Origin of the sequence: Aquiflexum balticum DSM 16537, from assembly GCF_900176595.1 — a bacterium.
GTDB classification, from domain to species: Bacteria; Bacteroidota; Bacteroidia; order Cytophagales; family Cyclobacteriaceae; genus Aquiflexum; species Aquiflexum balticum.
In genome coordinates this window covers 1,652,464-1,670,722 of the sequence record NZ_LT838813.1, presented here as the reverse complement: position 1 = coordinate 1,670,722, position 18,259 = coordinate 1,652,464, and the positions used below count along the sequence as shown (strand labels likewise).

Annotated in this window: 11 protein-coding genes; 6 read left to right on the top strand and 5 right to left on the bottom strand. The window is 37.9% G+C overall.

What is annotated here, in order from left to right; translation table 11 throughout:
• Position 1: 1 nt before the first annotated feature.
• Entirely contained in the window at positions 2 to 349 is a 348-nt protein-coding gene (panD, locus tag B9A52_RS07150; RefSeq protein WP_084119657.1) for an aspartate 1-decarboxylase, read from the bottom strand.
• Between the two features lie 21 nt (positions 350 to 370).
• Positions 371 to 1,219, bottom strand: coding sequence for a pantoate--beta-alanine ligase (gene panC, locus B9A52_RS07145; RefSeq protein ID WP_084119656.1), 849 nt, complete (start codon positions 1,217 to 1,219; stop codon positions 371 to 373).
• A 126-nt stretch (positions 1,220 to 1,345) separates the two neighbouring features.
• Between panC and B9A52_RS07140 the strand changes: the two genes are divergently transcribed.
• The 3 genes from B9A52_RS07140 (at position 1,346) to B9A52_RS07130 (ending at position 5,412) form a co-directional block, all read left to right on the top strand.
• Positions 1,346 to 2,161 carry a glycogen/starch synthase gene (locus tag B9A52_RS07140; RefSeq protein ID WP_084119655.1) on the top strand — a complete coding sequence of 272 codons (816 nt, stop codon included), beginning with the start codon at positions 1,346 to 1,348 and terminating at the stop codon, positions 2,159 to 2,161.
• Positions 2,058 to 3,506, top strand: coding sequence for a DUF4270 family protein (locus B9A52_RS07135; RefSeq protein ID WP_231955517.1), 1,449 nt, complete (start codon positions 2,058 to 2,060; stop codon positions 3,504 to 3,506). The genes B9A52_RS07140 and B9A52_RS07135 overlap by 104 nt, the downstream gene beginning before the upstream one ends.
• A 394-nt stretch (positions 3,507 to 3,900) precedes the next feature.
• Entirely contained in the window at positions 3,901 to 5,412 is a 1,512-nt protein-coding gene (locus B9A52_RS07130; RefSeq protein ID WP_084119653.1) for an IS1634 family transposase, read from the top strand.
• A 1,409-nt stretch (positions 5,413 to 6,821) separates the two neighbouring features.
• Here B9A52_RS07130 and B9A52_RS07120 read toward each other — a convergent pair.
• Positions 6,822 to 7,895 carry a hypothetical protein gene (locus B9A52_RS07120; RefSeq protein ID WP_084119651.1) on the bottom strand — a complete coding sequence of 358 codons (1,074 nt, stop codon included), beginning with the start codon at positions 7,893 to 7,895 and terminating at the stop codon, positions 6,822 to 6,824.
• Between the two features lie 245 nt (positions 7,896 to 8,140).
• On the opposite strand from B9A52_RS07120, the gene glmS reads away from it, so the two are divergent.
• Complete coding sequence (gene glmS / locus B9A52_RS07115; protein WP_084119650.1) at positions 8,141 to 9,982, top strand: glutamine--fructose-6-phosphate transaminase (isomerizing); 1,842 nt, start codon at positions 8,141 to 8,143, stop codon at positions 9,980 to 9,982.
• Between the two features lie 49 nt (positions 9,983 to 10,031).
• On the opposite strand, the gene B9A52_RS07110 is transcribed toward glmS, so the two are convergent.
• Positions 10,032 to 10,457 carry a hypothetical protein gene (locus tag B9A52_RS07110; protein WP_084119649.1) on the bottom strand — a complete coding sequence of 142 codons (426 nt, stop codon included), beginning with the start codon at positions 10,455 to 10,457 and terminating at the stop codon, positions 10,032 to 10,034.
• 167 nt (positions 10,458 to 10,624) lie between these two features.
• Here B9A52_RS07110 and B9A52_RS07105 point away from each other — a divergent pair, with 167 nt between their 5' ends.
• Positions 10,625 to 13,207, top strand: a complete 2,583-nt coding sequence (locus B9A52_RS07105; RefSeq protein ID WP_084119648.1) for a M14 family metallopeptidase — start codon at positions 10,625 to 10,627, stop codon at positions 13,205 to 13,207.
• Between the two features lie 513 nt (positions 13,208 to 13,720).
• On the opposite strand, the gene B9A52_RS07100 is transcribed toward B9A52_RS07105, so the two are convergent.
• Positions 13,721 to 14,596 (bottom strand): AraC family transcriptional regulator, encoded by an 876-nt coding sequence (locus B9A52_RS07100; protein ID WP_084119647.1) that lies wholly within the window; start codon positions 14,594 to 14,596, stop codon positions 13,721 to 13,723.
• A gap of 142 nt (positions 14,597 to 14,738) precedes the next feature.
• Here B9A52_RS07100 and B9A52_RS07095 point away from each other — a divergent pair, with 142 nt between their 5' ends.
• A complete protein-coding gene (locus B9A52_RS07095) occupies positions 14,739 to 18,251 on the top strand; it encodes a PVC-type heme-binding CxxCH protein (RefSeq protein ID WP_084119646.1) in 3,513 nt (1,170 codons plus the stop codon).
• The last annotated feature ends 8 nt before the right edge of the window (positions 18,252 to 18,259 follow it).

Sequence of the window (18,259 nt, the reverse complement as noted above, 5' to 3'; positions counted from 1 at the left end):
CTTAGATCAATTTATTGTGGTCATCCGGAAAGATAATCAGAGGTTTATGTTTTTTGGCATCTTCAAAGTCCATGGATGCATAGGAAATAAGAATTACAATATCCCCGACCTGCGCTTTCCTTGCAGCAGGTCCATTGAGACAAACCATACCACTGCCACGTTCTCCCTTAATGACGTATGTTTCAAGCCGCTCACCATTATTGATATTGACTATCTGTACTTTTTCGTTTTCAATAATATTGGCCGCATCCATGAGATCTTCATCTACGGTGATACTTCCTACATAATGTAATTCTGCTTGGGTGATTTTTACTCTATGTATTTTTGATTTTAATACCTGAATATGCATGCAAGGATTTTTTTCGCGAAATTAATCAAATATTGATATGTTGTCTATTAACCTGATATTTCCTATAAAAGCTGCTGTACATATAGCAATTCCCGATTGATCGCTTACTTCCTCTAGAAGTTCGAATCGCTCGGTGGATACCAATTCAAAGTACTCCAATTGCACTCCGGGCTGCTCCTTAAACATCAGATTTATTTTTTCTCGGATAGCTAACCAATTATTGCCCTTTAAAAGTTCATCTTTAGCCTTTAGCAATGCTTTGTATAAAAGGGGGGCTATTGCTCTTTGTTCCAAGGAAAGTCTAAGATTTCTGGAAGACATGGCCAAACCGTCAGCTTCCCTTACAGTGGGAATGATTACAATTTCAGTATTGAAAGAAAGGTCCTCAACCAACCTTCGGACAATCATTACTTGCTGCAAATCTTTCTGCCCAAAATAGACCTGATGGGGTTTAACAATATTTAACAACTTCGAAACTACTATAGCTACCCCATTAAAGTGACCTGGACGGAAAGCTCCCTCTAAAACCCTCTCTATTTTACCGAAATCAAACGAAAGACTGGGTTGAGCGGGGTAAATCTCCTGAATATCAGGGACAAACACCAAATCCACCCCGGTTTGGTCCAATAATTCCAAATCTTTGCTTATAGTGTTGGGGTAATTTTCAAAATCCTCTTTATTGTTAAATTGGGTAGGATTCACGAAAATTGACACTACAACAATATTAGAATTTTGTTTGGCTTTTTTTACTAATTCCAAATGTCCATCATGTAATGCCCCCATAGTAGGCACAAAACCGATAGTAATTTGTTTTTTTTGGAGAATGTTAAGTTCTTGATTTACTTCTTTTTTGGTCCGTAGAAATTTCACGAGTGTTGTACTTTGCGAATGTAAAATAGAGGCAAAACTATGTTAATATTCAGAATAACAATGGATTTACCACTTTTTTTTTGTATCTTTGTGCGTTTATTATCACTCAATAAAACTCAACAAGGTATGTCTAAACTCCGTATTCTCTACGTTGCAAGTGAAATCAATCCATTTCTTCAAACCTCAGAAGTCGCTAATTTCGTAAGGGCATTGCCACAAGCGATGCAGGAAAAAGGAATGGAAATCCGTATTCTTGTTCCAAGATTCGGCTTAATCAATGAAAGAAAAAACAGATTGCATGAAGTAGTAAGGCTTTCAGGGATAAATATTGCTGTAGGAGAGGAAGAAAAGCCCCTGATTATCAAGGTGGCATCAATTCCAAATGCGAAGCTTCAGGTTTATTTCATTGACAACGAAGACTACTTCCAAAGAAAAAGCGTTTTTCATGACAAGCATGAGAAATTCTATGAAGACAATGACGAAAGAGCCATTTTCTTCTGTAAAGGAGTTATTGAAACAGTAAAAAAATTGGGTTGGGCTCCTGATGTTGTCCATTGTAATGATTGGATGACAAGTCTGATTCCAATGTATCTAAAGACAACCTACAAAAACGAACCTTTGTTTAAAGATACAAAATCGGTATTCGCTATTTATAATACCGGATTTACTCATAAATTTGGCGACGATTTGTTGGAGAAAGTGAAAATGGTGGATATTGATGACGCCATTCTTGCACCACTAAAATCAAAAGATTACGAAGGCTTCCTTAAAATCGGAATGGAATACGCCGACGTAGTCATCAAGAGCGAAGAAATTTCAGAAAACCTAAGCAAACTCATTGAAGAGTGCTCTAAAGACAAGAAGTGTGATATTAACAACGAAGAAGAAGACGAACAACTTTTTGAAAGTTATTACAACATCTATACTGACCTCGCCAGCTAAGCTGTTTGTAAGTTTATTTACTATATTTTCAATCACATCTTCCTGCGAAGATCCTTCAAGTATCGGATTGATATTGGATCCTGAAAACAATCAGATTGGGGTTTTCTACCAAGAAATACCCCTATCTGCTTCCGTGGTACTCTGGGATTCCATATCAACCCTCAATACGGGTTTCTTGCTATATGGTAATGAAGAAAGTGATTTTTTTGGAAAGACAGAGGCTACTGGATATTCCCGTTTGTTTTTCAACAGGGATGTAAGGAGGCCAGAACCTAATGCCGTATTAGATTCTGTCAGGTTTAATATCTACATACGCCATGTCCTAGGGGATAACCTTGATTCCCCAAAAACTATCAACATTCATTTACTGCAAGAACAGATCAAAGATCTCAATTATTATAATTTTAATAGCTTAAGCTATGACCCCCAACCTGTAATAAGCACCAAAGTTGATTTTAAAGCAAAGCAAGATACTATAGTGAGTATTTCGGTCAATAATCAATTTGTTGAAGGATTATTCGCGGAAATGAAAGGGGGGGTTGGGTTCAATGATATATTTTCATTTAGGGAATTTTTTCCAGGGGTAGTGTTTAAAGGTGCTGAAAATGAAGATGTTTCATTTAATACTCAAGTTGGTAACAATACCGGTTTCGTTTTCTTTTACAAGAATGAGGGAGATACCATTTCAAGAGCATATCCTATATCCACTGGAATCAATAATAACTTTGCACGTCATTTTAGTCAGATTGTAAATGACCCCACAGGAACTCCTACCGAAGTAGTGCAAAACAAAATGCAAGCTTACAACTTAGGCCACTTTGCAGGAGTAAAATCAGGTTTAGGTATGTTGGTTAAATTAGACATGAGTCCTTTGGATGCATTTTTAGATACATTAGAAAATGTTACATTCAATCAGGTTCGTCTTGAAATGGGTCCATTGGTCAGTAATAAGGTTACTAATCTACCTCCTCAATCTCAGATTATGTACTTTACTAATGAAACAAATCGGATTTTGTTTCGAACTGATAATAATCCAATGGCTGTTCAACAAGACGGAACACCACAAGTTGATCCGGATAGAGGAGAACCTATATATTTACCGCAAAATATTGCTTTATTATTCCATTTAAAAGAGTCAAATACCTTAGCTCAACTAATTACCTCTCATGTAAATGCAATTTACAGGAAAAAGGTTCAAAGAAGAGACTTTCTGTTATATCCTGGAGCTCCACCTAGACCGGGATTTTTTGGGAATGATGATTTCAGAGAGTCCTTAAGGGAATATGTTGTAGATCAGAATACAATCAAATTGAAAATATTCTATTCTAAGGTACGTTCCCTTTAAATCATTAAATTTTGTCAAACTTTCAAAAATCTTCTTGAAGTATTCAACAAATATATTATTTCAATATGTGGTGGAAATAAAAAATAGCTTACATTACCTGATTTCCTCGCCAGAACACCCAAGTTAGTTTAGATAAAAAAGCTCTTTCAAAACCCATTGTTCTTCATTGAAAATGATGGCCTTTTCAGATTTTATCATGTGACCCTTTCAATTTTAAATTAATGTTGTAATTGGTTTTGGCAATATCACTAGCTTTTTCAGCAATTACTGTGGCCTTTTTCCTGACTTCGACAGTCGTCAGTCCCATATTAGTATAAAGTACTGATAAATAATGTTTTATAATTTTTTGATTTTCGATTTGGGTGTCCCGGAGGTTTTTTGAGTACTTTTAGACATGTTTGTCCGCAAGAAGCCCAATAAAAGTGGCAAGATCAGTGTTCAGGTAATTGATAAGATAAAGGGAAGGTATAAGGTTGCCAAAACCATAGGTAGCAGCTCCGACAATGCAGAAGTGGAAGAGCTTGTTTCTTTGGGAGAAGAATGGATCAGGAACTATAAAGGCATTCTTGATATCCCCTTTAACAATGAAGAGCAGGTTGCAGAATCTGTCCTAGAAAGTGTTGAAAACATTACTGTTTCAGGTACAGAACTCCTCTTGGACAACGTATTCAATGATATCGGATTCAATGTAATCCAAGATGATATTTTTAAATGGCTTGTCTATTCCAGAATATGTTTTCCCGCCAGTAAACTGAAGACCTGTGATTACCTTCAGACCTATCATGGCCTTGAGTTTCAGGTTCAGGACCTGTACAGGTATATGGACAAGCTTTACAACAACTACAAAGAGATAATACAGCTGATCAGTTTTGGGCACACCAAGAAAATTCTGGGAGGCAGTATCAATATTGTTTTTTACGATTGCACCACACTTTATTTTGAAGTAGATCAGGAGGATGATCTGCGGAAGACCGGCTTTTCCAAGGAAGGGAAGCATCAGAATCCCCAGATAGTTTTGGGTTTGCTGGTGGGCCTTGAAGGCTATCCCCTGGCATACGAGATTTTTGAGGGCAATAAGTTTGAAGGGCATACCATGATTCCGGTAATAGAGACATTTAGAAAAAAGTACAGTCTGCCCGCCCCGATAGTTGTGGCTGATTCAGGTTTGCTTTCCAAAAGCAATATCAAAGAATTACTCGATAACGGATATGAATTCATTCTTGGGGCACGGCTTAAGTCTTCAGGCAACAATCAAAAAGAAAAAGTATTGGCACTCCGGCTGGAAAACGGAGAGAGTGTTTCGATGGACTGGGAAGAGAGTCTTAGAATGGTTGTGAGCTACTCGGAAAGGCGGGCCGGAAAGGATAGAATCAACAGGGAAAAGGGACTCAAGAAGCTCGAAAAACAGCTAAAGAAAGGAAAACTCAACAAAACCCATATCAACAACAGAGGCTATAACAAATACCTTAAAATGGAAGGTGAGATAAAGATTGCCCTGGATATGGACAAGTTTGAACAGGATGGACAATGGGACGGTCTTAAGGGTTACATCACTAATACAAAGCTTGATAAAGAACAGGTAATCGAGAATTACAACAACCTATGGAAAATAGAAAAGGCCTTCAGAATAACCAAAAATGAAATTAAGGTAAGGCCGGTTTACCATTATAAACAAAGGAGAATAGAAGCCCATATCAGCATAGCATTCGTAGCTTACAAGGTCTACAAAGAGTTGGAAAGACAATTAAATGAAAAAGGAATCAAGCTTTCTCCACAGAAAGCAATCGAAATAGCAAAAGGTATTTATACAGTCGAAATCCAACTCAAATCAACCGGGAAAAAGCTAAGGAAGACCCTGTTTTTGAACGAAAGTCAGAAAAAACTGGCAAAAATGTTCGGTTTTTGATTTTGGGTGTCCCAGTGTCGAAGTCAGGAGGAGAACCTATATATTTACCGCAAAATATTGCTTTATTATTCCATTTAAAAGAGTCAAATACCTTAGCTCAACTAATTACCTCTCATGTAAATGCAATTTACAGGAAAAAGGTTCAAAGAAGAGACTTTCTGTTATATCCTGGAGCTCCACCTAGACCGGGATTTTTTGGGAATGATGATTTCAGAGAGTCCTTAAGGGAATATGTTGTAGATCAGAATACAATCAAATTGAAAATATTCTATTCTAAGGTACGTTCCCTTTAAATCATTAAATTTTGTCAAACTTTCAAAAATCTTCTTGAAGTATTCAACAAATATATTATTTCAATATGTGGTGGAAATAAAAAATAGCTTACATTACCTGATTTCCTCGCCAGAACACCCAAGTTAGTTTAGATAAAAAAGCTCTTTCAAAACCCATTGTTCTTCATTGAAAATGATGGCCTTTTCAGATTTTATCATGTGACCCTTTCAATTTTAAATTAATGTTGTAATTGGTTTTGGCAATATCACTAGCTTTTTCAGCAATTACTGTGGCCTTTTTCTCAAAAAACTAATGCTCAAGTTCGTTTTTTTCTTTTTTAGCTGCGAAAGGTGGCTAATATGTTCCTAAATCATTCTTTGCTTCTTGTGGAAAATTAGACTTAACATCAATTAACTTTTAGATACTCTGAATGCTTTTTCGATTTTTCAATGTTTCAGGTTTGTTTCAATCCCTTAACCAACAGGTCATTGAGCCTGGGGGTTTAGGTTGAACTCATGCTTAAAACCACTGTCGGAAATTTCCAAAAATAGCGTGTCGGGAGCCAGTTTTTTTGATTCCTCTGAGAATGGGATCGGGACTGTATAAATGCATGCACCTGACGATTTGCAGATTCTAACTGGAATGGTCATTAAAATCCTCTTTACAATCACCACAGTTAAAATATATAGATTATGGTTAGCAAAAATATCGCTACATGAATAACCGAAGGATTTCACTCTCATTACCAGATATTTATCTATAAGATCTGAAAAGCCGGAATCTTTGAAGGATTTAAAAACAAAATAAAAGCCTCCCAGGGGTGCGTTTTTTCTGCTGAATTTGTAACTTTAATCTCGCTTTTTTTTTGTATCAAAACAATTAAATAAGTGAAAAAAAGCCGAAAAGCCTGAATTCAATTAATTCAGGTACTTTTTCGGCTTTTTTTACAATTCGCTTGGGGATTTAAAGTAATAATTAAACAAGAACCATTTAGGAGTCTTAAAAATTTCATGTTCATTCTTTGCTATTTCTAACATGATGAATTTTTTTCATTATAATTGAAAAAAAACTCTATATTCTATTTTAAATGATTTCAAACAATTTTTTCCATCATCTATTTTGTTGTTTGCTAGTTATCAAAAATTAAATCCAACTACAATGTATTCTTTAAAGGGACTTACATTATTATTTTCCCCAGTAATAGTTAGATCAAAAGCAATCCTTGCCCTTGAATCATCAAAAGATGGAGAACATCCTCCTATCCAGTTTCCATGATGTGGCAAAACAAAATTCCAAGTAATGCTTGTGACATTTGCTCCATTAGAAGTTTTTGTTTGATTATAATAAGTATGATAGTTAGACCAATGCGCCAAAGGTGGTTGAGACGAACACGCTGCCAAAAGATATTCCAAGTCACCTTGAATTTTTAATTCAGTTGTTTTTCTGGTATTCCATCCAAAAAATCCCTGTCTAAAATTCCTTAACCTAACCCCACCACCAGTTATCCTATGTTCATTATATGGTCCATATTCATTATTTAACTCCCTAAATTCAGTATTGAACCAAACATCAGTAGAAGTTCTATATTTACCACTAGCTACAGTACTATTTCTAAAATAATTCGGGATTGTCTTGAAATTTTCTGATTCTTTATCTTTTAGTTCAATACCGTCTTCATAAATCCTATTATTCTTGAACTGAAGTACTTTTCTTCCAACTAAAACCTTCCCTTCAATGTTAATTAGTAATTCTATTCCGGGATATAATACTTCTGCTAAAGGGACAAAACCACCTCCTGGATAAAAATAAAGGAGTTCAATGTATGGTATTACTTTTTGACTATGTATAGGAAGGCTATCATGAACTTTTTCTGGTTGAATATTATATTTCTTAGTAAATTCAAAAAGTTTATCAGATTCCTCATTTTCTAAATCTACTAGATCTTCAAAAAGTAGCTGAAAGCTTTCAAAACCTTTAGTCCTCCGAACAAAATCCATATACTCCTCTATTGTAAGTTTAGAAAAATGGGAAATAACCTCTGAAAGGTCTGCTTCACTTTCGACAGAAAGCATATTATTCTCGACTTTGACCTTAGACAAAATAAAGTCTTCTTGATCCTCAGATAAATTTTTTAAATCAAATTCAGTTTCAGAAATGTTACATCCAAAAATTGAAAATCCAAATAGGATGTAGAAAATAGTTTTTTTCATAGTTTTTTTTTAAATATTTAAATAATAAATTTCTCAAAAGTAACATATTAAATAATATTTTTTAATGTTTTTTCTCTAATTTTTTTAAAAAAAACAAACAAACTTAGATTGAGCCTAATAAATTTCTATTCAGATTGAGGTTTAAAGCATAGTGAGACTTTAAAATTTAAAAAAGTGGATTTATAAGACTGTTTTTGTTGGGTTAAATAAAAAAACCTTACATTTGATTTTTAAAATTTTTACTTATGTGTGGAATTGTTGCTTATGTTGGACGCCAAGAAGCGCTTCCAATTATTATCAAAGGCCTCAAAAGATTGGAATATCGAGGCTATGACAGTGCAGGTGTTGCACTCCTGAATCAAAACGGACTTAGTGTTTACAAAAAGAAAGGAAAAGTCTCAGAATTGGAGAACCATCTCGGGACTTTCGACAGCCTGAATTCTAAAATCGGTATAGGACATACCAGATGGGCTACCCATGGAGAACCCAACGATGTAAATGCCCACCCCCATTATTCTTCCAATGAAAAATTCGCAATGATCCATAATGGGATTATTGAGAATTATGATGTGCTCAAAACTGACCTCTTGAACAAAGGTTATACTTTTCATAGTGAAACCGATTCTGAGGTTTTTATCAAGTTTATTGAAGACATCTATATCAACAATCATATCAGTTTGGAAGAGGCAGTAAGGTTGGCCCTGCATAAAGTGGTCGGAGCCTATGCCATCGTCATCATGAATATTGAAGAGCCTGACACCTTGATTGCAGCTAGAAAAGGTTCACCTTTGGTGATTGGAGTGGGCGAAGATGAGTACTTTTTGGCATCAGATGCTACGCCAATTATAGAATACACCAATCAAGTGGTCTATCTTGATGATTATGAGATTGCTGTTATCCGTGACAACAGGTTACAGATCAAGACCATCGAGAATGTAGAAACCAATCCTTATATCAATCAATTGGAAATGGAATTGGAAGCCATAGAAAAAGGCGGCTATGAACATTTTATGCTGAAAGAAATCAATGAACAACCAAGATCTATCGCAGACTGTATGCGGGGAAGATTGGATGCCAAAAATGGCAGATTGATTCTGGGCGGATTGCGGGATTACATGAACAAGTTCCAAAATGCGGACCGCATCATCATTACGGCCTGTGGTACGTCTTGGCATGCAGGTTTGGTGGCAGAGTATCTCTTTGAAGAATTTGCCAGAATACCTGTGGAAGTAGAATATGCTTCGGAATTCCGGTATAGAAATCCTGTTATCAATGAAAAAGATTTTATCATAGCCATCTCCCAATCGGGAGAAACAGCAGATACATTAGCGGCCATTGAACTTGCAAAATCCAAAGGTGCGACCATTTTTGGAGTCTGTAATGTAGTTGGTTCTTCCATTCCAAGAGCAACACATGCCGGTTCATATACCCATGCCGGACCCGAAATTGGAGTTGCTTCAACAAAAGCATTCACCGCACAAATTTCCGTCCTGACCATGATGGCTCTTAAATTGGGCTACCAAAGAGGAACATTATCGGAATCCAGGTATATGCAATTGCTTAGTGAATTGGAAACTATCCCTTCCAAAGTAGAAAGAGCCTTGAAACTCAATGATAAGGTCAAAGCCATTGCTGCGGAATACAAGGATGCAAGAAATTTCCTGTACTTAGGACGGGGATATAATTTCCCGGTGGCCTTGGAAGGCGCCTTGAAACTGAAAGAGATTTCTTATATCCATGCTGAAGGATATCCTGCTGCTGAAATGAAACATGGACCAATTGCCTTGATAGATGAAGAAATGCCTGTGGTTTTTATTGCTACCAAAGACAGTAGCTACGAAAAAGTTGTCAGCAATATTCAGGAAGTGAAAGCCCGAAAAGGCAAAATCATTGCAGTAGTAACAGAAGGTGACACCACAGTAAGGAACATGGCAGACCATGTAATCGAAATCCCCGAAACGGAAGAGGCTTTTGTGCCATTGATCGCAGTGGTTCCCTTGCAGCAACTCTCTTATCATATTGCCGTCATGAGAGGCTGTAATGTCGATCAGCCCAGGAATTTGGCCAAGTCAGTAACTGTCGAGTAATAGAAAAAACAAGGAAGCCCGCGAAAGATTTTTGCGGGCTTTTTTCATTTCAAACCGGTTCAGTGCTGTAGACCAAAGCATTTTTACTTCTTACCTCCAAAATTCCACTTTCTGTAATTACCCAAGTTTCGTCTGAGGGACCATCCTTTAACCTGAAAATTTTTAAACTGCCCTCTTCGGTTAAAGTCATTTCTGAAATATTGACTGTCCCATCACTCAATTCTTCATTTTTATAATATTTTCCCAAATGATGTTCAATTCTTAATTCCCCGCCGCCATAAGTGGAGGGAATAGTCCACTCACCTATCAAGCCCAATGATTCTGCTTGTTTCCCGGGAATTTCTGCTTTTTCTGTTTCAGTCTTGGATTCTAATTTATCCAATTGATCCGTTTTATCAGGTTCATCTTCTTCCTGTTTACGCTCTGAACAAGAAAACACAAAGGAAAGGAGTATTAAGAACACAAGGCTTTTCATAGCGGATGTTAGGTAAATATTTCATGTTTCAAGCTTAAATTTAACAATTTTACATTCAAAAGAAATATGTGATTTTACACAGTTGGTAAGCTTCAAAGCCAACAACTTTTGCATTTTGTATTAAATTTGATCTCGGGCCTATTTAAAATGGATCTAACAAAGTAATCATGAAAAAAACATATTTATTCTTTCTCTTAATAATTCTTACATCCACAGTTTGCTTTGCCCAAAAAAGTCCAAAGGGTACCGCCGACATTTCCATAGACTACTATCTACCGAATAATTATACCTATAATGAAAAAGTCCCAAGACCTAAGGATGTTTTGGGATTTGAGGTAGGTGAATGGAATGTTGACTACGATCAATTGATCCGGTATTTTGAGAAACTGGCAGAAAGTTCCCCCCGTGTTTCCTTTGAAATTTTTGGTAGATCCTATGAAAAACGCCCACAGGTGATGCTGACAATCACTTCACCTGAAAATCTGTCGAAAATTGATCAAATCAAAAACTCCCGAAAACAACTTCGGGATCCTAATGCCAATTTGGACTATGGTGCTATGCCATTGGTTTTAGCGGCAGGCTATTCTGTTCATGGCAATGAAGCCAGTGGCATCAATTCTTCTCTTTTGGCAGCATACCATTTTGCAGCCGCCAATGAAATTGAAGATGACCTTAAAAACATCATCATTCTTATTGATCCGTCTTTAAATCCCGATGGCTACAGCAGGTATTCTACTTGGGTGAATTCCCATAGGTCCTATAACCTTAACGGAGATCCCAACAACAGGGAATTGGGTGAAGCTTGGCCGGGTGGAAGAGGTAATCATTATTGGTTTGATCTCAATAGGGATTGGTTGTTGGTACAGCATCCAGAGTCCCAAAACCGGGTGGCAAAGTTTCAGGAATGGCTCCCAAATATCTACCTGGACTACCATGAAATGGGCAGTAATTCCACCTTCTTTTTTCAACCGGGAATTCCTTCTAGAGACCATCCGTTGATTCCTAAAAGAACTGTACAGCTTACCGAGAAGATCGCTGCATATCATGCTAAAGCCATGGAGGAGATAGGTTCTTTATATTATGCCAAGGAAAGTTTTGATGAGTATTATTTCGGCTATGGCTCCACCTATCCGGATATTCAGGGTTCCATAGGCATTCTGTTTGAACAGGCTTCTTCAAGGGGACATCTTCAAGAGAGCAATTTTGGTCCTTTGACTTTTGCATTTACCATCAGGAATCAGTTTCGTACCAGTATAAGCTCCTTTGATGCAGCGAGGGAGATGAGGAATGAAATCAATAAATCCATGCATGATTTTTATAAAGAAGCGTTTCAGATGGCAACTGCAGATACCGAAAAAGCAATTATTTTTGGTTCAAAAGAGGATGGTGCGAGAAGCTTTCATTTAGCAGATATGATTCAGCAGCACGCCATAGATGTATATTTATTAAACGAAGATATTACGGTCAATGGGGTTCCCTTTGAAAAAGAGAAGTCTTACATAGTTCCCCTCAATCAGCCCCAATACCGTCTGATCAAATCACTTTTTGAAGTCAGGAATGAATTTCAGGACAGTCTGTTTTATGATGTTTCGGCATGGACTATGCCAATGGCCTTTGATCTGGATTTTATGGCTTTGAGTAGCCGCATTCTGAATTTGGCAAATGTCAGTCTTCTGGAAGAAGATTTTTCGCCTAATTCCGGTAAGGTATTGGGAGAAGAAAACGCTTATGCATACGGCTTCGGCTGGGAGGGCTATTATGCCCCCAAAGCAGCCTATCAATTAATGCAGAAAGGTTATCTGGTCCGAGTGACTAATGAACCAATTATTTTACCTGATAAAACCGAGCTAAAAAGAGGCAGTATCTTGGTGAATATGCCAAGAGAAGAAAAGCATGATTTGAACCTTTTGGAGGATCTGAAAAAAATCGCAGATGAAACCGGATTGCAAATCCATGCCCTAAATACGGGATATACTAGGGGAGTAAATTTAGGTTCACCGCAAATTGATGTGTTGCAAAAACCTGAGGTAGCCTTATTGGTGGGTACTGGAGTGGTGAGTTTGGAAGCAGGTGAAATCTGGCATTTATTGGATCAGAGAATGGACATGCCTATTACCCTGCTTCCGGTAGAAAAGGTCAGGTCTGCAGATTTGAGCAGGTATAATGTTCTCATCATGCCAAATGGCCCATACTCTACATTTGGAAAGGAAGAGGCGGAGAAGATCAAATCCTGGACTTCTGCCGGAGGGACTTTGATAGCAAGAGGAAATGCGCTGACTTGGTTGAACACACAGGAAATGGTAAAATTTGAGTTTAAAAAAGAGGAAAAAGAGGATGAAAAAAAAGTAGTTTATCCCTATGCAGACTTCCCTAAAAATACTGGCGCAAGGTTGACAAGTGGAACAATATTTCATGCCAAGCTCGATAATTCGCATCCCATTGGATATGGATTTACCAAGGAATCCATTCAGACTTTCAGAAACAGCAACTTGTTTTTGGAGACTGCCAAAAATCCGTATTCCAACCCATTGGTTTACACCAACCAACCTTTGGCAAGTGGCTATGTTCATCCCGAAAATCTTGAAAAGATTAAAAACACAGCAGTCATTCAAGTGAAAAAACTGGGCAGTGGCAGGGTGATTGGATTGGTGGACAATCCGAATTTCAGAGCAGTATGGTTCGGAACGAATAAACTTTTCTTGAATTCGGTGTTCTTTGGGCAGATTATTAAATCAGGAACTGCGGATTGATTTAGCATATAACCTGTGAGTGCGCCTACTCCAAGGTTATTTGTAATTGGTATCCGAATTAGCTGGCTTTATTGTTTTAACAATAAAATGATGGAACCACAAAAGTGTAAAAAGAATACAAAAGTAGCTGAATATCAGCTTTTGGTGATATAGTCTTTTGTTCACTTTTGTTTCTTTTGTGGTTCAATTAAAACTCCCTATGTGATTTCTATTATGCCTTTAGCCAAATACCATTGTTTCACATTGTCCCAAAAGCATCAGAGTTAGGTTGAAACTTTAGTAAGTTTAGTGCAAATTCATGCTAAAAAATATTCTTCCTTCACATAATGCAATCTAATTATCTTAGGAGTATTCTCCTCAAAATGACAATGGACGGATTCTTTTACATTTTTTTTGAGTTAACCGAGGTTATCCCCTTATGTGAAAATAGAAAAACCTTCGAGGTTTTAAAAACCTCAAAGGTTAAACCCTCTCTTTCTTGGCTCTCGTTTCTCGCTTCTCGCATCTAATCTCTCACTCAAAAGTCCTCTGATAATCCTTCTTATACACCAAAGGTGTCACCCCCATTCTGTCCTTAAACTGTTTATTGAAATTGGACAAAGTATTGAAACCACACTCATAGCAGATTTCACTGATGTTCAGATCGGCTTCATGAAGCAATTTGCAGGCATGGCTTATCCGGACATCAGAGAGGAATTCTGAAAAAGGCTTATTCATCCTGGAAGTAAAATACCGGCTAAAAGCACTTTCTGTCATATTCCCCAATGCAGCAACTTCTTCCAATAGAATTTTTTGTCTGAAATTTTCCATCACATATTCATACACCTTCCGCATCCGGTCTTTTTCTGATTCCTTATTGTTATTGGTATAACCTGCATGGGTGATGGGTTGGCATTCTTCAGATTCGGAGAGAACCTGTAAAATCTGCAATAGCTTTAAAATGCTTTCAATCCCGCTCAAATGAGCCAATTCCTGCATCATGGGCCTTAATTTCAAATTGGTTTTGCCCAATATTTCCAATCCTCTAAGCGATTTTTCAAGCAATATTTTTACTGTTTCAAATTCTTCTTTGGTATAAATGGCATCACCAAGAAAGCCTTCATTAAAATAAATGACAATTCCATGGGTTTTCAGTTGACTTTCTTTTTCAAAATACATCTGATCATTTCTCCAAAGATGGGGTAAGTTAGGTCCTGTAAATACCATGTCGAATTCCCGAAAGGGCTTCATCTGATCTCCGATAAACCTTGTCCCTTTTCCTTCCAAAACCAAAAACAATTGGTATTCCTGATGGAAGTGCCAGTTTTTATCAAAATAGGGAGCAATCAGCTCCTTCACGATAAAAGCTTTATTCTCCGGAATCCGTGATTTTTGTAGTGCCTGTTTCATATTATAGTCAATTATGTTAAAAAAATAGATGAAAATCAATTTTTATATCAAAATTCAGTCAGAATTGAGCAAAAAACAGTGAGAATTATAATTTGAATTTGATCAACTTGTCCTTCTGAAATATAATTCAATCTTCCCCAAAATGACATTACTCAAAAATCTCCCAAAGCTTTTCGTCTTTTCAATTATTCTTTTGATAGGATGTGAGCAAAAAACAAAGTTCCAGGCACTTTCTGATGGTCCAAGAAGGGCAGAAATCCTGTTTCTTGGTCATGACAGCAAACATCATGATTCAGAAAAGCTTTTGCCCTACTTGGCAAGACCCCTATTTCAAAAAGGCATCAACTTTACCTATACTTCAGATCCAAATGATCTGAATGACGAAAACCTGAGCAATTATGATGGCATTGCGATCTATGCCAACCATAATGAAATCACACCTGTACAGGAGGCGGCTTTAAAAAAATATGTGGAAAGTGGTAAAGGATTTATTCCACTTCACAGTGCCTCATTTTGTTTCCGTAACTCGGATTGGTACGTTTCAGCGGTTGGCGGGCAGTTTAAGTCCCATGGAACGGGTGAATTTTTTGTAGACATAATAGCACCTGAACACCCCATTATGAATGGAGTGAGCACCTTTGAAACTTGGGATGAAACTTATTTGCACAGTAATATAAACCCGGATATGACTGTTCTGATGGAAAGGGAAGAAAACGGTCACCGTGAACCTTGGACATGGATTAGGAATCAGGGAGAAGGAAGGGTGTTTTATACCGCTTATGGACATGATGAGCGTACTTGGTCAAAACCGGAATTCCATACTTTGGTGGCCAACGGCATCCTTTGGGCAATAGGTGAGGATGTGGCAGCACAGGTGGCTTCTTTTGAGATCCCCCAACCAAAATTTGAGGAAGCTGTAATTCCAAATTATGAAAACAGAGACCCTGCTCCAAAATTCCAACATCCTTTATCACCGGAAGAATCAATGAAATTGATACAGATTCCGATTGGATTTGAATTACAGCTATTTGCTTCAGAGCCCGATATTGTCAATCCCATGGCCATGTGCTGGGATGAAAAAGGAAGATTGTATGTCATCGAAACAGAAGATTATCCCAATGAAGTACGAAAAGAAGGGGGCAATGACCGAATCAAGATCCTGGAAGATACCAATGGAGATGGCAAAGCTGATAAAATCACAGTTTTTGCAGAGGGTTTAAATATCCCTACCAGTTTGGTTGCCATCAATGGAGGCATATTGATTTCAATGGCACCTGACTTCATTTTCCTGAAGGACACCGATGGTGATGGCAAAGCAGATGTGCGGGAAGTGGTCATCACAGGTTGGGGCAAAAGTGATACCCACGCCGGACCATCCAATTTGAAATATGGATTTGATAACAAAATATGGGGCGTATTGGGATATTCCGGATTCAAAGGAGAAGTAGATGGAAAACCCTTCACCTTTTCCCAAGGGATTTACAGATTTACTCCGGAAGGAAAAGAATTTGAATTTTTAGGTTCTACCAGTAACAACACTTGGGGTTTAGGTTTCTCAGAAGATTTCAATGTATTTATCTCCACCGCCAATGGACAGCACAGCGCCTATTTGGCCATGAGCAACAACTACGTCCGAAGACCGGTAATTGGCGGCATGAACAATACTGTATTTGGAATAGACAGCCATTACGATATGCCACATCATACCCCGGCCTTGAGGCAGGTGGATTATCATGGAGGTTATACCGCAGCTGCAGGACATAACTTTTACACTGCCAGAAATTTCCCAAAAAATTACTGGAACAGGATCGCTTTTGTGGCCGAACCAACAGGAAGAGTATTACACAATGCCATTATTTTGGAAGAGGGTTCCGGGTTCAAAGAGAAGAATGGGTTCAATATTTTATCCAGTTCAGACGAGTGGTTTTCACCGGTGCATGCAGAAGTAGGTCCTGATGGTGCTTTGTGGGTAGCAGATTGGTACAATTTCATCATTCAGCACAACCCAACTCCCAGAGGATTTGAAAACGGTGCAGGTAATGCTTACATCAATCCTATGCGGGATAATAAACATGGCAGGATATACAGGTTGGTTTATAAAGGTGGCCCTGAACACAAAACCATGGATTTGGATCCGTCCAAAAACAAAGATCTGATTGCAGGATTGAAAAGTGACAACATGTTTTGGAGAATGACCGCACAGCGATTGATTGTGGAAAACCAGAACATAGACATCAAATCTGATCTTTATAAATTGATTGAAAACAGGGATGTTGATGAATTGGGATTGAATACACCTGCCATACACGCCTTATGGACCTTACATGGTTTGGGCCTTTTGGATGGTTCTGATAAGACTTCGATCCAAATCGTAAGCAGAGCTCTAAATCATCCTTCAGCCGGTGTCCGAAAAAATGCTGTGGAAGTATTGCCAAAGACAACAGAAACATTCCAGACCATTCAAGGATCCAAACTTCACAGGGATCCTAATATGAATGTCAGAAAATCCGTATTCCAAACTTTAGCTGACATCCCAACATCTCCCGAAATCAGTAAGTTATTGCATGAGGCCAGTTTGGATGAAAGCAATGCCAAGGACAAGTATTTGCCTCAGGTGATTTTTGCAGGGGTCATGAACCATGCTTCCTATTTTGAACAAAATATCGGAACCCTTTTCCCAATTGATAAACCTGACTCACTTTATACTTTAACAGATAAACTCGCCAAAAGCCTGATCGAAGAGCAATACAACCTGGACAGGCGAGCGGCCATTATTTTCCCGCCTGATGTCAGTGGAAAAGAAATCCGTATCCGGACAGAATTGGCTAAAGGAAATGATGGCATTGAGGGGGTAATCATTGCACAGGGAAATAAAGAAAACGGGTATACACTGTTTGCTAAAGATAATTCCTTGAGTTGGGTAGTAAAACAGAATGGAAAAACCTACAAAATATCCACTCCGAGAAATCTTCCTGATAACCTATTCACTGTTCAGGCCAATTTATTGGAAAATGGGGAAATGAACCTTCTGGTAGATGGAAATCTGATCGGAAAAGCAAAAGCTCCTGCTCTGTTTGAAAAACCTCTTTCTCCGGAAAGAATCAGGGTTGGAAATGACATGCAAAATGAAGATCAGGTTGGGGATTTTGAAGGTGGTTCATGGTTAAGAGGACGCATGGGCCGGGATAGCTATATCAGCCTAAAAGATCCTAATTTGAATCTTGAAGAATTTTTGAGCAGGGAAATGGAAGTGGTACAACCAGCTATTTCCAGGGACAATGCCATTATCATCAAGGTTGGGGTAATTCCCCATGAAATGAAATATAATGTGGCCAGTTTCAAAGTTAAAGCGGGACAACCTGTTATCATTGATTTTGAAAACAAGGATTTCATGCAGCATAACCTGCTGATCGGTAAAATCGGATCCTTGGAAAAAATCGGTAAAGCAGCGGATGAAATGGCAAGAGATCCTAAGGGTATAGAGAAGAATTATATTCCGGAAATTCCTGAGATCATAGTATCTTCTAAACTGGTGGATCCTGATAATATGGAGTCCATCATGTTTATCGCTCCTTCTCAGCCTGGAGAATATCCATTTATTTGTACCGTTCCGGGCCATTGGAGGATTATGAACGGAATTATGATAGTAGAATAAAAAACTTG